The sequence below is a fragment of the Parabacteroides gordonii MS-1 = DSM 23371 genome (assembly GCF_000969825.1).
Classification (GTDB): domain Bacteria; phylum Bacteroidota; class Bacteroidia; order Bacteroidales; family Tannerellaceae; genus Parabacteroides; species Parabacteroides gordonii.
Genome location: NZ_KQ033919.1, coordinates 1,121,516 through 1,136,288, shown reverse-complemented (window position 1 = coordinate 1,136,288; position 14,773 = coordinate 1,121,516). Strand labels below are relative to the sequence as shown.

Here is a 14,773-nt window from a genome sequence, read left to right as displayed (position 1 = left end):
ATGAAAACAAAAATAATCATAGTCTTTATTACTTTGTTTTTTCTGCAAATAGAAGAGTTATATGGGCAGAATACAACAGCATATAATTTATCTTTGTATGTATTAGTGGCAGATGATAAGATTCCGGAAGAGGCATCTCGGAATTTGGAAACAAAACTGCAAGATTTATTAGTAAACAGCGGACTGGCGAATGGAAGCTATGTGGATCGTTTTGTCCTTACTGCGAAAGCTGATATTGTATCAAAAGATATTTTGCCTACTACCCCTGTGCGTATTTCTCAAAAAATAGAACTCACTTTAATGGTTGGAGATGTAATAGAAAACAAGCTGTTTACATCTCGAACTGTCACTCTTTCGGGAATTGGTATAAATGAATCGAAAGCCTTTGTTGCGGCATTTTCTCAAATGAATTCATATAGAAAAGAATTCATGGAGATGCTTCAACAATCTAAAAATGAAATCACTGTTTACTATACAAGTAAATGTCCTGAAATAATCAATCGAGCCAATACGCTGTTTGGCATGCAGAAATATGATGAAGCAATTCATTATTTACTATCCGTTCCTAATATTTGTACAGATTGTTTTTTGCAATGTCAGACTTTAGCAGAAACCATTTATTGGGAAAAAACAGAGCAAGAGTCCGCATCCTTGTTTAATCAAGCTAAAACAGAATGGATGAAGCATCCGGATATAACCGGAGCTTGTTCAATTGCTCCTCTTATCAATCGAATCAATCCTAAAAGCCGTTCGTTCACTCAAATAGAAAAATTACGCTATGAAATATCCGATAAGTTACGGGAAGATGAGAGAAAAGAATGGGAGTTTCAAATGAAAAAATATGAGGATGACCAAGCTTTTAAGTTAAACATTGTAGAGGCTTGTCGAGCCATAGGAGTAGCTTGGGGGCAAGGACAACCTCAAAGCGTAACAAAAACAATTGTACGAAGTTGGTGGTGGTAAGTGATTTTTATTAAACAAATATATGGGTATTATGAGGAGAATTGTAACAATCATGCTATTAACATGCATGACATTCATTCATGCGAATGCGGCTATTACAGCTAAAGATGAAGTAACGCTGACTGTTTCAGCGGATGGAGCAAACAAGGATGAAGCTATTAAAAGTGCCTTACGTAGTGCTCTTGAGCAAACGTACGGAGTATTTATTTCGTCTAACACGTCTTTATTAAATGACGAATTGCTAAAAGATGAAATCGTGACTATCTCATCGGGAAATATAAAAAAATATAAAGAGTTGATTTCTGATGTATTACCAAATGGTCGAGTATATGTAACGCTTCAAGCAACTGTTTCTATTTCTAAATTGATTACGTATGCCAAAAGTAAAGGGGCGACAGTAGAGTTTGACGGGGCTTCATTGGTTATGAATATACAAATGGAAAAATTAAATACGAGAAGTCAGAATGAGGTCTTAAAGAATTTGGCGATACAAACTAAATCGCTTCTTTATAATGGTTATGATTATTCTTTGAAAGTATTGAGAGTTGAAAACTCAAGATTCAAAGAAGGAGTTAAAATTTCGTTGGAGGTAAAAGCTTCTCCAAATAAGAATTTCAAAAAAGCGATAGCATTAATACATCAAACATTAAAAACTTTACATGTACCATTAGGGAAACAAGTAAGTACAATAGGATATGACAGATTAGCAGTAACAGAGGAATATTCAGTTTGGGGTGGAACAGAAAAACATAAAAAAGTGAAAAAGTATATGCTACGGAGTTCACCAGCTCTAAATTCTATTGTCAATAATTTTAACTTAGGAGTAATTAATTATACTATTCAAGATGGTGTAGGCTTGCACTCTGTTTTAGAAAGACCAAAAGGTGGTGATGGAGACTATATGTATAAAGAATATTATCGAGGTCTTTCTGGAATGAAGGTATCCGAGAAAGTTTATGATCGGTATTTGAGCACTTACGTTATCGGAATAAGTACAGATAAACAATATGAAACAGTAGAAATGATTGTAGAATCTGATTCAGAGTTAAGTAAATACAATGATTTTAAAATACAATGTAAAAAAGACTAATCATGGATATATTATCAAAACATCTAATTGCTTTATTGGAAAGGATGTATAACCAAGAAGGTCAAAATGAAGAATCTCAATTAGTCAGGGACCAATTTAAAGCAATGGAAAATCGATTCCATACATGGATGAATTACTATTCCTTGTTTAATGGAGCTTTGTTAGTTGCTTATTGTACACTGATTGTTAGTACGGGTAAAGTCATACAACAGCAATATAATATTCAAACAATTTATAAATTAGAATGCGGTTATTGGGGGCTTCTTGCAGTAATAGCCTTTTTAGGGGTAGTTGCAAGTTTTTGTTGGTTCTTGTCTATGAAAGGACACAATTGTTGGTTAAACAACTGGAGGCGAAAATTGCAAAGACGTTATCCCGATATTATGAAAGATATTTCAGGAGACGATTCTTTTACATCACAACTGGTCACTTCCATGCGCGGGAAAAGAGTTCTTCCCGGTTTTTACTCAACTTTTGAAATAACAAAGGTGTTTATTGGAACTGTTATAACGATTTGGGTGATGGTTTTTATTCATGCACTATCGAAATATGTTGGTTGTAATTTGTCTATTATCCGCATTGGAGCAATAAGTTTCTTTATCGTATTGATACTTTATTTGCTTCGACATTTTCTCTATATCTGTTTAGGATCAAATCTAAATGGTTTTAGCATTAATGGTCAAGCGGTAGAAAATGAAGAAGGGATACGGTGTGAAATATTGAGAAATTTTTTATGTGCATCAGGATGTCACATCATTAAAGTTGCATTGCTCTTTTTATGCATAATAGTATTCTTTTTATTCCTGAGCCAAGATTACTGTATACGTTGTTTTTTGAACAAAATAGGCAATGCGTTAATTTGCTGTTGTCAATAAAATTTGGAGTATGAAAAAACTTGTATTAATCGGAATGTGCTGTTTTGTTACTTTAGGTTTAAAAAGTCAGAACTATAACAGTGATAAAAGAATATTGACAAATTTCATAATCAGGATGTATAACAATGCTCCGTTTGAAGGGGTTCGTATCGTAAATGATTATGATAATGCTTATTTGATTTCCGTATTGTCTTTAGATAAAACGAAATATAGAACTGAAGCAGTCTTGAATCGTATAGCCTCTGTCAAAGCGATGGCTGAGGCTACCCGTTTTTTGAACGGTTCAACGATTTCGCAAGAAATGATTATTCATACCAAAGAGAAAGCTGATGGAAGTTCTGACTCCGAATGGATTGAAACGATACGGGAAAATTCGGTCGGGTATGTCCAATCATTGGAACAATTGACGAATTTTACCAGAAAAGACGGAATGCAAGTGTATATCTACATCAAACAAATTGATCCAAAGAAAAGAGGAAATAACTTGCGCTGAAGACAGTGTCTAGAAGCGACATTATGCCCATAATTGTGGAAATGTCCTATATTAGCAATTTTAAATTCAATGTAAAATGGATATATTATTATATGTGTTAGCCGGCCTCTGTCTGCTATTGGGTTTTGCCGGATGTTTCCTGCCTGTATTGCCTGGTCCGCCAATGGCGTATGTGGGATTATTATTGTTGCAGGCGACGGAGCGGTTTCAGTTTACGGTCGGGCAGTTGGTTACGTGGGGAATATTGGTCGTTGTAGCTCAAGTATTGGATTATGTGACGCCAATATTGGGAACCAAATATAGTGGAGGAAGTAGGTGGGGCAACTGGGGATGCGTGATCGGAACGGTTGCGGGAATCTTCCTGTTTGCCCCGTGGGGCATTTTGTTAGGACCGTTTATCGGTGCTTTGATAGGAGAATTGTTGGGCGGAAAGGCGTTTGGCGAGGCAATGAAAGCTGGAGTCGGGGCGTTTATTGGTTTCTTGGTCAGCGTGGTGCTGAAAGTCGGTCTTTGCGGGTATTTTGTATATTGTGTCATTTGGTAATCTCTTTTGTTTCACGTAACTTTGTGATAAAAGAAATAGGATTATGGAAATGCAACGACGACTTTATCCGATAGGTATACAGACTTTCTCCGAGATCAGGGGAAAGGGGTATTTGTATATTGATAAAACGGAATATGTTTATCGCATGACACATGCTGATTCTAAATATGTATTCCTGAGCCGTCCACGCCGTTTCGGCAAATCGCTACTTGCCTCGACGCTCCATGCCTATTTCGAGGGACGCAAGGATTTGTTTGAAGGGTTGGCTATGGAGAAACTGGAGAAAGAATGGGTAGCTTACCCGGTACTCCATTTTGATGTCAGCATGGCGAAGCATGTGGATGAAGCCCGTTTGAATCGTATGTTGGATTTCCTCTTGTCAGGATATGAGGATCGTTATGATTGCCATATAGGAGAGAAAGATGTCAATATCCGGCTGGCTAATTTGATACAATGCGCTTACAAGCGGACAGGGCGGCAAGTGGTGGTGCTGATCGATGAATATGATGCGCCGCTTCTCGATGTGATGCATGAAGAAAAAAACTTGCCTGTGTTACGAAACGTGATGCGTAATTTCTACAGTCCGTTGAAGGCTTGCGATCCTTATCTGCGTTATGTCTTCCTCACCGGTATTACAAAGTTCTCCCAGTTGAGTATATTCAGTGAACTGAACAATATAAAGAATATCAGCATGGACGGTTCATATTCCGCTATTTGCGGTATCACGGAAGAGGAGATGTTGACGCAAATGAATCATGATTTGGAATTGCTTGCGAAGAAGATGCAGATTACCTGTCCGGAACTTGTTGCACGTTTGAGGGAGAATTATGACGGCTATCATTTTACTTATCCATCGCCCGACATTTATAATCCGTTCAGCTTGCTGAATGCTTTTGCGGATGGTAAAATCGGCTCTTATTGGTTTGGCAGTGGTACACCTACCTATTTGATCGAGATGTTGAACAAATACCATGTAAAACCCCAGCAGATCGGAGGTCGGAAAGTTATTTCCGAATCGTTCGATGCACCGACAGAGCGAATGACGGACATTACCCCGCTGCTCTACCAAAGCGGTTATATCACGATAAAAGATTATTCCGAACTGACGGAACTTTATACGCTCGACATTCCCAATAAAGAGGTACGTATGGGATTGATGAAAAGTTTACTGCCCGGTTATCTCCATCAACATACCGCCGATGGTCTTACGACGGTTGCGCTTCTTTTCGAGGCGATAGCCGGAGAACGAATGGACGATGCCCTTTGTTTATTGCAGACTTTCCTTTCCACGATCCCCAAATGTGATAATACCGATTACGAGGGGCATTACCAGTCTTTGCTATATACCATATTCAGTTTGCTTGGTATGTATGTGGATGTGGAAGTGCGTACTCCTCGCGGTCGTGTGGATATGGTGATGCGTACGAAAACGACGCTTTATGTCGTGGAGTTAAAGCTCGATAAGACGGCAGATGCGGCCATGAACCAGATCCATTTACGGGATTATCCCGAACGTTTCGCCTTGTGCGGGCTCCCGGTCATGAAAGTTGCTATCGGTTTTGACCGGGAGCGGCATACCATCAGTGATTGGCAGATAAGAGGTGCTGACTAACGTTCGATTCGGATGAAATTACCTGATAAATCACGATTGGTAATAAAAAAAGTATTATATTTGCATTGTGCATTGTTCTGGACCTGCAATCGCAGGAAAGGATTAAAAGGGAATTGGGTGAAAATCCCAAACAGTCCCGCTGCTGTAAGCTTCATAACGTATCAGGCAATACTTTTGCCACTGTTCTGTAAGGAGAATGGGAAGGCGCTTGATCCGGAAGTAAGTCAGAAGACCTGCAAGGCATATTATTTCGACGGCTTCGAGGAAAGGCCGGAAGAGAAGATAAGGCATTTGTAGCCTTCACTATTCTTGCTTCAACTTTCCGCATAGCTGTCTTTTAACTATCTGTTTTTAATTATTTTGCCATAATAATTAGGAAAAGAGGCATGGATCGGCTGGCGGGATGAGCTCCGTAACCGGTGCATGCTTTCCTTTTTAACGGGTGAACAGTTTGCAGGGATTATTTGTTTATTATGGGAAAAGTCTGTTTATTTGTAGCTGAATTTAATAAAGAATAAGAATATGAAGAAGATTGTTGGGTTTGTTTTATTTGCATTGATGATGTTAATGGCTATTCCTGCACAGTCCCAAATCCGTTTTGGGCTTAAAGGCGGGGTGAATATTTCTTCTATCCATTTTACGAATCTGCCAAAGAATCTGAAGTCAGATAATGTGACCGGTTTCCAGATCGGGCCGATGATTGAAGCAATGGTGCCGATGGCCGGTTTAGGTGTGGATGCTGCCGTCCTCTATTCGCAGAAAGGGTCGGACGAGTTTAAAACCGATTATATCGATGTGCCGGTCAACCTGAAATGGAAATTCGGCTTGCCGATCATTAAGGCGTATGTGGCTGCGGGGCCGTATGTAGGTTTCCGTGTAGGCGGGGATAAGATATGGGATGTAGTAGGCGACCAGTTGGAAGCTAAGAGTTTTAGTGCCGGTCTGAATTTCGGGGCGGGCGTGGAGCTTGTCAAGCACCTGCAGGTAGGTATCAACTATGGCCTGGGACTGACGGATAACTACAGCGCAAAGAAAATCGACTTGAAAGGAAAGAACCGCGGATGGTCTATCACAGCCGCTGTCTTGTTCTGATAACAGATGGAAAGATATGCAGGGTCGGGCTTTAACAGTCCGGCCTTTTTTGTTACTTTTGACCTCGTAAATGAAATATGCAGATGTCATACTACCCCTGCCGTTGGAGAATAGCTATACCTATAGCATTCCTTCCGATCTGGAAACAGCCGTTATTCCCGGTTGCCGGGTAATAGTTCATTTCGGCAAGAAACGCTATTATACGGCTATCGTAATGGATGTGCACGAGCGTAAGCCCGATACGGATTTTGAAACGAAAGAAATTTATGCCCTGCTGGATGCAACCCCTGTGCTTCGCAGGCCGCAGCTTCGTTTCTGGAAATGGATTTCCTCTTACTACATGTGTAAGCTGGGCGATGTCTATAAAGCCGCCCTGCCTTCCGGCCTGAAACTGGAGAGTGAAACAGCCGTTACCTATAATGCCGATTACGAAGCGGATGGCCCGCTGAGGCCGAACGAACAGGCTGTCCTGGATGCCTTTAAAGGTGTCTTGAAGCTAACGGTGTCGGAACTGGAAAAAAAGACCGGCCTGCGCAATGTCGTTCCGGTGGTTGCTTCCTTGATGGCACGCGGCGCAGTGATGGTGAGTGAGGAAATGAAACGGGGATTTGTTCCGAAGATGCAGACCTTCATCCGCTTATCGGAGGAGTATGCCACGGAAGAACGTTTGCAGGAGGCATTTGCCGATTTTAAGCGGGCAAAGAAGCAGGAGCTTTTACTCGTTTGTTTTCTGGACTTGAGTCATGCCTTAAATCCGGCATTGGTACAGGAAGTCTCAAAGAAAGAATTGCTGGAACGCAGCGGTTGTTCGTCCACCATATTGGACGGATTGCTGAAGCGGGGAGTACTGGAAAGTTACGAGAAGGAAGTGGGACGTTTGCAGGTTCCGGTCTGCCGCCTGCAACCGCTCAGTCTGTTAAGTCCTGCACAGGAAAAGGCTTACAACGAGATACATGATGTTTTTACTTCTAAAGAGGTTTGTCTCCTTCATGGGGTTACCTCGAGCGGTAAGACGGAAATATATGTACGGCTGATCGATGAGGTGCTGAAGCTGGGGCGGCAGGTATTGTATATGTTGCCCGAAATAGCCATCACGACACAAATAACCGAACGGTTGGCAAAGCTGTTCGGGGATAAACTGCTGGTATATCATTCCAAGTTTTCGGATAACGAACGGGTGGAGGTGTGGAATAAGCTGCTGCATGGGAATGGCCCGATGCTGGTGCTCGGAGTACGCTCATCCCTTTTTCTGCCGTTTAAGGATCTGGGTTTGATTGTCGTAGACGAGGAACATGAGAATACGTATAAGCAACAAGATCCGGCTCCCCGGTATCATGCCCGGAATGCTGCGATAGTGCTGGCCGGTATGCACGGTGCCAAGACGTTGCTCGGTTCTGCCACTCCTTCTATCGATTCTTATTTTAATGCAACATCCGATAAATACGGGCTAGTGGAGTTGACTACCCGTTTTGGCGATTGTCTGATGCCGGAGATTATCCCGGTGGATATCAAAGAGCTGAAACGGAAGAAGATCATGAAGGATACACTGTTCTCCCCTTTGTTGGTGGAGAAGGTGAATGCGGCGCTGGCTCGTGGCGAACAGGCTATTCTCTTTCAGAACCGCCGTGGATTTGCCCCGTTGATCGAGTGTAAGAGTTGCGGATGGGTTCCTCATTGTGTCAACTGCGATGTCAGTCTGACCTATCATAAATATCATAATCAGTTGGTTTGTCATTATTGTGGTTACAAGATCCAGTTACCGCCGCATTGTCCGCAGTGCCAGAGTACGGAATTAAAGATGATGGGATTCGGTACGGAGAAGGTGGAGGAGGAGATCGCAACCCTGTTCCCGTCGGCAAAGGTGGAACGGCTGGATTTTGATACCGCCCGTACCCGTACCGCCTATGAACGTATCATCGCAGACTTTGAGAAAGGTAAAACACAGATACTTATCGGTACGCAGATGTTATCGAAAGGACTGGATTTCGGAAATGTCAGCGTAGTAGGCATACTGAATGCCGATAACCTGATGAATTATCCTGACTTCCGGGCGCATGAGCGGGCTTTCCAGTTGATGGTGCAGGTCAGTGGACGTGCGGGCAGGAGGGATAAGCGGGGTGTCGTCATTCTCCAGACTTCCCAGCCGGAGCATCCCCTGATACGGATGGTACAGCATTTTGCCTATAAGGAAATGGTCGCTTTACAGTTGAGCGAGCGCAGCATGTTCCGGTATCCACCCTATTACAGGTTGATCGTGCTGGTACTTCGCAGCCGGAACGAGACTATCCTGCAGGAAATGTCTGCCTTATATGCCGAGAAATTACGTGTTCGTCTGGGCGAACGAGTGTTGGGGCCTGTTACCCCTCCCGTAACCCGTGTACAAACGCTCCATATTAAAAAGATCATTATGAAGATCGAGATAGCCGCCGCCATAGCTCCTGTCAGGGAGATACTGGAAGCTGTCTATCTGGATATGCAGAATCAGATACCCTTTAAGCAGTTGATCGTACATTATGATGTAGATCCGGCTTAGTCGTTTAATTAAAAATAGAAAGGTTAGAGTTATGGAAAAGTATAAGGTTTTATTTGTTTGTCTGGGTAATATTTGTCGTTCTCCGTCGGCTGAGGCTGTCATGAAGAAACTGGTGAAAGACGCCGGGTTGGAGAAGTCGATATTTATAGACTCCGCCGGGATCATGGGATACCACGAAGGTGATCCGGCCGATCAGCGGATGAGGGCGCATGCTGCCCGCCGGGGATATGTATTGGATTCCATCTCCCGTCCTGTCCGCACGCAGGATTTTTATGATTTCGACTTGATCGTCGGCATGGACGACAGGAATATCGACGACCTGAAACGCAAGGCTCCGGATTTGGAGTCCGTAGCTAAGATACACCAGATGACCGAGTATAGCCGTAACAAGCTATACGATCACGTGCCCGATCCGTATTATGGAGGCGCCTCCGGTTTCGAGCTGGTACTCGATTTACTGGAAGATGCCTGTGGGGGACTATTGGAAACTATTTCTTCAGATCCGGATAACTGATCCGTGTATGGAACATCGTCTTTAGTTTATCAACGAAGACACTCTTTACTGTTTCCACATCCCGGAAAGTCAGCGGGGCACTCTTCAACAGGCCGTCTGCAATTTGCCCGTCAATGATCTTATCGACTAACTGCTTGATGCTCTCTTCCGTATGTTCTTTCAGGCTACGGGAGGCAGCTTCAACGGAGTCCGCCATCATTAATATGGCAGTCTCTTTGGAGAACGGGTTCGGCCCCGGATAGGTAAATGTTCCTTCGTCGATATCCTTTTCCGGATACTGGTTCTTGAATGAGTTATAGAAATATTTCGCTTTCCCCAGTCCGTGATGAGTACGGATAAAGTCGACAACGGCTTTAGGCAACAATGCCTTTTCTGCAATCCGTACCCCGTCCGTTACATGGTTGATGATCACTTTGGCACTCTGGTCGAAAGTGAGTTGGTTATGCGGGTTGACACTGCTCTGATTTTCAGTGAAGAAAGCAGGATTAGCCATCTTTCCTATATCATGGTACATCGCTCCTGTACGAACCAACTGGGCATTGGCCCCGATCTTGGCAGCCGCTTCCGAAGCCAGGATAGAAACCTGCAAGGAATGCTGGAAGGTTCCGGGCGCAGTCTCCGACAGCTTTTTCAAGACAGGTGTGTTGATATTGGAAAGCTCCACCAGGGTGATGCTCGACACGTAACCGAATGTCTTTTCCAGCATATATACCAGGATATAAGTAAACATCAGCAGGATGAAATTGATACCGAAATACAGGATCATCAACCAGTTGATCTTATTGAAATCGGCTTCCTGGTAGAGCGCCAGACTAATATAACATAATGTATAGGACATGAAGATTAGGAATGCGCAGCGGATCAGTTGCGAACGTTCCGACAGATCCCTCAGGCTGAATGTAACCACCATCCCGGCAATGATCTGCAACAGCAGGAACTCGTGCGGGAAAGGAACCATCAACGAACAGATCAGTACGATGACCAGATGGGTAAATAAAGCCGTGCGGGAGTCGAAGAAGGTACGCACAACGATCGGCACGATCGCGAAAGGCAGTATATACACATTAAACAAGCCATAAGTAACACAAAGTTCAGTCAGTACGCAACTGACGAATATGCACAGGATAAGGAAAAGCGCATTCCGCCTGTTATGCAGTATCTTTAACCGGAAAGACCACAGATACAACCAGAAACAGAAAATAAGACCCAATACCAGTACGAATTGTCCCCCCAAGATAATGCTCTGGCGTTGAGCACCTCCCGACTTGGTCTCGTGTACGATCTTAAGGGAGCGGAGTACATTGTAGGTATGGTTGTCGATAATCTCCCCCCTGTCGACAATACGTTCTCCGGCCTGTACCATCCCATTAGCCAGGGATACGCTGCGAAGTATATCCTCTTTGACTTTTTCCGACATGTCTTTGTCGTACGCAATGTTTTCAGTCAGGAAGTTATTGATGTCGCACGATTGCAGGACGGATTTATCCAGACGGGGCGGACAGTTGTTGATGATAAATTCGTAAGCCGTCTTGACCGTAAAGAAGTCGCTGGCATACCGGGAGTGGGCTACGTTGTTTTCCAACAGGTTGACCCGCTCGTATTTATCCTTTTTCAGATCGTCTAGCTCCTGCGATGAAATAATACCGTTCTTATATAGCTTGACAAGGCTGTTCTCGATATACTGCATATAAGCCGGTGTCGCTTTATGGCTCAAAGTGGTAGAGTAGGCCTCACGCAGTTTGTCTACTTCCGTGTTTTCGACGGTAGCATCCATCCGGAAGTAAGGTTCGAAATTCTTCAGTATGCTGTCTCTCTCCGCATCCACTTCCGCATCAGTCTTATAGATGGGGAAATCGCTCGGAGCGGTTAGTAATCCGTATCTCCAGGGCTTGCCTTCGTAGAACTGGTAGCGGAACTTTCCCTCACGCGGAAAAAAGTAGGCAATAAGCAGTGCCGCGACAATGAAATACACGGCAGGATGTATACTATAGTTTTTTAGCTTCATAAGTTTCTCATTTAAGGGCGAAATGTACGTAAAAAAGTTTATTAAGAGAAAAAAAAGGCCTACTTTTGCCGCATTATTATAGAATGAAAGAATTATGACTCAAAGGAAAGTTAGAGTCCGTTTTGCACCCAGCCCGACAGGGGCGCTGCATATCGGCGGTGTTCGTACAGCTTTATACAATTATTTATTTGCCAAACAGAATGGCGGAGATTTGATCTTACGTATTGAAGATACCGACTCACAACGGTTTGTTCCCGGTGCCGAAGCTTATATCATCGAAGCGCTGACCTGGTTAGGGATCAAGTTCGACGAAGGCGTGAACTTCGGCGGCGAATACGGCCCTTATCGCCAGAGCGAACGGAAAGCTATTTACAAAGAATATGTAGACCAGCTGTTGAACGACGGTCATGCTTATATCGCATTCGATACACCGGCGGAACTGGATGCCAAACGTCAGGAGATCGCCAATTTCCAGTATGACGCTTCGACACGCCTTCAGATGCGTAACTCGCTGACTCTTTCTGCTGAAGAAACAAAAGCGTTGATCGATGCCGGACATCAGTATGTAGTCCGTGTGAAGATCGAACCGAATGAAGATATCCATGTAAACGATATTATCCGCGGGGAAGTGGTGATCAACTCTTCTATCCTGGATGATAAAGTATTGTATAAATCGGCAGACCAACTGCCTACTTACCACCTGGCAAACATTGTGGACGACCATTTGATGGAAGTAACCCATGTGATCCGTGGTGAGGAATGGTTGCCCAGTGCTCCGCTCCACGTATTATTATACCGTTATTTCGGCTGGACGGAGACAATGCCGCAGTTTGCCCACCTGGCCCTGTTGCTGAAACCGGAAGGAAACGGTAAACTGAGCAAACGTGACGGCGACCGTTTAGGTTTCCCTGTCTTCCCGTTGGAATGGCACGATCCCAAGACCGGCGATATCTCTTCGGGATACCGCGAAAGTGGTTATCTGCCTGAAGCCGTTGTCAACTTCCTGGCTTTGCTAGGCTGGAACCCGGGCAACGACCAGGAAATGATGAGCATGGAGGAACTGATCAACTATTTCGACCTGACCCGTTGCAGCAAGGCCGGTGCCAAGTTCGATTATGAAAAGGGAAAATGGTTCAATCACCAGTATATCCAGAAAAAAGATAATAAGGAAGTAGCAGCCCTGTTCATGCCCATCCTGGTAAACCACGGCGTAAAAGCCGATCCGGGCTATGTGGAAAAGGTTGTCGGTATGATGAAAGACCGCGTATCCTTTATCAAAGACCTGTGGGAAGTATGTGCTTTCTTCTTTGTCGCTCCGACCGAATATGACGAAAAGACAACCAAGAAACGCTGGAAAGCAGACTCGGCAGCCCAACTGGCAGAATTAATCGAAGTGCTTCGCACCCGTGAACCGTTCGATATCGAAGGAACGGAAGAAGAGGTGAAAGCCTGGATTGAAAGCAAAGGATATCATTTAGGTAATATCATGAATGCAACCCGTCTGGCATTGGTTGGCGAAGGCAAAGGCCCTCATATTTTCGATATTACCGAAGCATTGGGAAAAGAAGAATCTATTCGTCGTATTCAAAGAGCGATTGAAGTGCTTAAATAAGTTATGTATAGTCTGGCAATCCACTTTTACGCATTTATTATTGCGTTGATATCTCCATTTCATAAGAAGGCCCGGATGATGCGTCTGGGGCAATGGAAGACGAATTCCGTTCTTCGCGAGAAGATCGACCGGAATGCAAAATATATCTGGTTCCATGCTTCTTCTCTGGGAGAATTCGAACAAGGCCGTCCGATGATGGAGAAAATCAAGGCGGAACATCCGGAGTATAAGATATTACTTACATTCTTTTCTCCTTCGGGATACGAGGTTCGTAAGAATTATAACGGGGCAGATGTCATTTGTTATCTGCCCTTCGATACGCCTTACCGGGTAAAGAAATTCCTGAACCTGGCCAATCCGGCTATCGCTGTATTTATTAAATATGAGTTTTGGGGGAACTACCTGCATGAGTTGAAGCACCGGAATATACCGGTGTATATCATTTCATCCATCTTCCGCCGCGACCAGTTGTTCTTCCAATGGTTCGGTTACCCGTACCGGAAAATGCTTTATTGCTTCACCCATCTTTTCGTGCAGGACGACCGTTCGGCTGAACTGTTGAAAGAGTTTGGTATTACGAATGTGACGGTTACGGGAGATACCCGCTTCGACCGGGTACTGGATGTACGCCGTCAGGCACGTGAAATACCGCAAGTAGAGCATTTCATATACGGTGAAAATGGCGAGAGGGCACAGACGCTTATTGCCGGAAGCTCCTGGCCGCAGGACGAGGAGATCCTGATCCCTTATTTCAATGAACATCCGGAAATGAAGCTGATCATTGCCCCGCATGAGATACATCGTGAACATCTGATGTATATCGAGTCGTTGCTGAAGCGTCCTTCCGTCCGTTTGTCGGATGTGATTCAGGATGAAAGCCTGCTTAAAGGCAAAGATTGTCTGATCGTGGACAGTTTCGGCCTTCTATCTTCCATCTACCGGTATGGCTCTATTGCTTATATCGGCGGCGGCTTTGGTGCCGGTATACATAATACGTTGGAAGCAGCCGTTTATGGCATCCCCGTCATATTCGGGCCTAAGTTCCAGAAGTTTAAGGAAGCCAAAGACCTGATCAAAGTCGGGGGAGGTTTTTCTGTCTCAGGTAAACAGGCTTTCTGCGATAAAATGGATGAGTTACTCACCTATCATGAAGTCCTGGAAGCTTCGGGCAGTGCTGCCGGACACTTCGTCGGTGACAATGCCGGAGCTACGGAGCAGGTGCTGAAGAAGCTCGGTTTGTAAAAGTAGTACCCACTAATATGTGTTCCCTATAAAATATAAAGCAGGCGTGTGAATTACCGCCTACTTTTAACACTAATCTATCGTCGTAAAATCTTTGGCTATCGAGTTGTGTAATACGCTATTTGGCAGTGTTGAGTCTGATGATAGTGTCGTAGGCGGGCTCGAAGAGTTCGAACTATGTTAACCCCCAGTGCAACT

12 protein-coding genes and 1 riboswitch are annotated in these 14,773 nt (G+C 44.0%); of the genes, 11 read left to right on the top strand and 1 reads right to left on the bottom strand.

The window, feature by feature from the left end:
- The 9 genes from HMPREF1536_RS04595 to HMPREF1536_RS04550 all read left to right on the top strand — a co-directional run bounded on the left by HMPREF1536_RS04595 (nt 1) and on the right by HMPREF1536_RS04550 (nt 9,716).
- On the top strand, nt 1-963 hold the full coding sequence (locus tag HMPREF1536_RS04595; RefSeq protein WP_028726891.1) for a hypothetical protein: 963 nt from the start codon (nt 1-3) through the stop codon (nt 961-963).
- A 31-nt stretch (nt 964-994) separates the two neighbouring features.
- Nucleotides 995-2,053, top strand: a complete 1,059-nt coding sequence (locus tag HMPREF1536_RS04590) for a hypothetical protein (protein ID WP_147337553.1) — start codon at nt 995-997, stop codon at nt 2,051-2,053.
- A 2-nt stretch (nt 2,054-2,055) separates the two neighbouring features.
- The gene (locus tag HMPREF1536_RS04585) at nt 2,056-2,928 is read left to right on the top strand and encodes a RipA family octameric membrane protein (RefSeq protein ID WP_028726893.1); all 873 of its coding nucleotides are present in this window, start codon (nt 2,056-2,058) and stop codon (nt 2,926-2,928) included.
- 10 nt (nt 2,929-2,938) lie between these two features.
- Nucleotides 2,939-3,421, top strand: a complete 483-nt coding sequence (locus HMPREF1536_RS04580; protein ID WP_028726894.1) for a hypothetical protein — start codon at nt 2,939-2,941, stop codon at nt 3,419-3,421.
- 76 nt (nt 3,422-3,497) lie between these two features.
- Entirely contained in the window at nt 3,498-3,965 is a 468-nt protein-coding gene (locus HMPREF1536_RS04575) for a DUF456 domain-containing protein (protein ID WP_028726895.1), read from the top strand.
- Nucleotides 3,966-4,008: 43 nt separating this feature from the next.
- Complete coding sequence (locus tag HMPREF1536_RS04570; RefSeq protein ID WP_028726896.1) at nt 4,009-5,577, top strand: ATP-binding protein; 1,569 nt, start codon at nt 4,009-4,011, stop codon at nt 5,575-5,577.
- 55 nt (nt 5,578-5,632) lie between these two features.
- Nucleotides 5,633-5,832: riboswitch (cobalamin riboswitch) on the top strand.
- A 267-nt stretch (nt 5,833-6,099) separates the two neighbouring features.
- Nucleotides 6,100-6,669 (top strand): porin family protein, encoded by a 570-nt coding sequence (locus tag HMPREF1536_RS04560; protein WP_028726898.1) that lies wholly within the window; start codon nt 6,100-6,102, stop codon nt 6,667-6,669.
- Nucleotides 6,670-6,739: 70 nt separating this feature from the next.
- On the top strand, nt 6,740-9,202 hold the full coding sequence (gene priA, locus HMPREF1536_RS04555) for a replication restart helicase PriA (protein ID WP_028726899.1): 2,463 nt from the start codon (nt 6,740-6,742) through the stop codon (nt 9,200-9,202).
- A 31-nt stretch (nt 9,203-9,233) separates the two neighbouring features.
- Nucleotides 9,234-9,716 (top strand): low molecular weight protein-tyrosine-phosphatase, encoded by a 483-nt coding sequence (locus HMPREF1536_RS04550; RefSeq protein WP_028726900.1) that lies wholly within the window; start codon nt 9,234-9,236, stop codon nt 9,714-9,716.
- On the opposite strand, the gene HMPREF1536_RS04545 is transcribed toward HMPREF1536_RS04550, so the two are convergent.
- Nucleotides 9,691-11,721: an HD family phosphohydrolase gene (locus HMPREF1536_RS04545; protein ID WP_028726901.1), complete on the bottom strand. Its 2,031-nt coding sequence runs from the start codon at nt 11,719-11,721 to the stop codon at nt 9,691-9,693. The two genes, HMPREF1536_RS04550 and HMPREF1536_RS04545, sit on opposite strands and share 26 nt — an antisense overlap.
- Nucleotides 11,722-11,815: 94 nt before the next feature.
- Here HMPREF1536_RS04545 and gltX point away from each other — a divergent pair, with 94 nt between their 5' ends.
- Together gltX and HMPREF1536_RS04535 are read left to right on the top strand one after the other, a co-directional pair.
- Nucleotides 11,816-13,333 carry a glutamate--tRNA ligase gene (gltX, locus tag HMPREF1536_RS04540; RefSeq protein ID WP_028726902.1) on the top strand — a complete coding sequence of 506 codons (1,518 nt, stop codon included), beginning with the start codon at nt 11,816-11,818 and terminating at the stop codon, nt 13,331-13,333.
- A gap of 3 nt (nt 13,334-13,336) precedes the next feature.
- Nucleotides 13,337-14,575, top strand: a complete 1,239-nt coding sequence (locus tag HMPREF1536_RS04535) for a 3-deoxy-D-manno-octulosonic acid transferase (protein ID WP_028726903.1) — start codon at nt 13,337-13,339, stop codon at nt 14,573-14,575.
- Nucleotides 14,576-14,773: the final 198 nt, after the last annotated feature.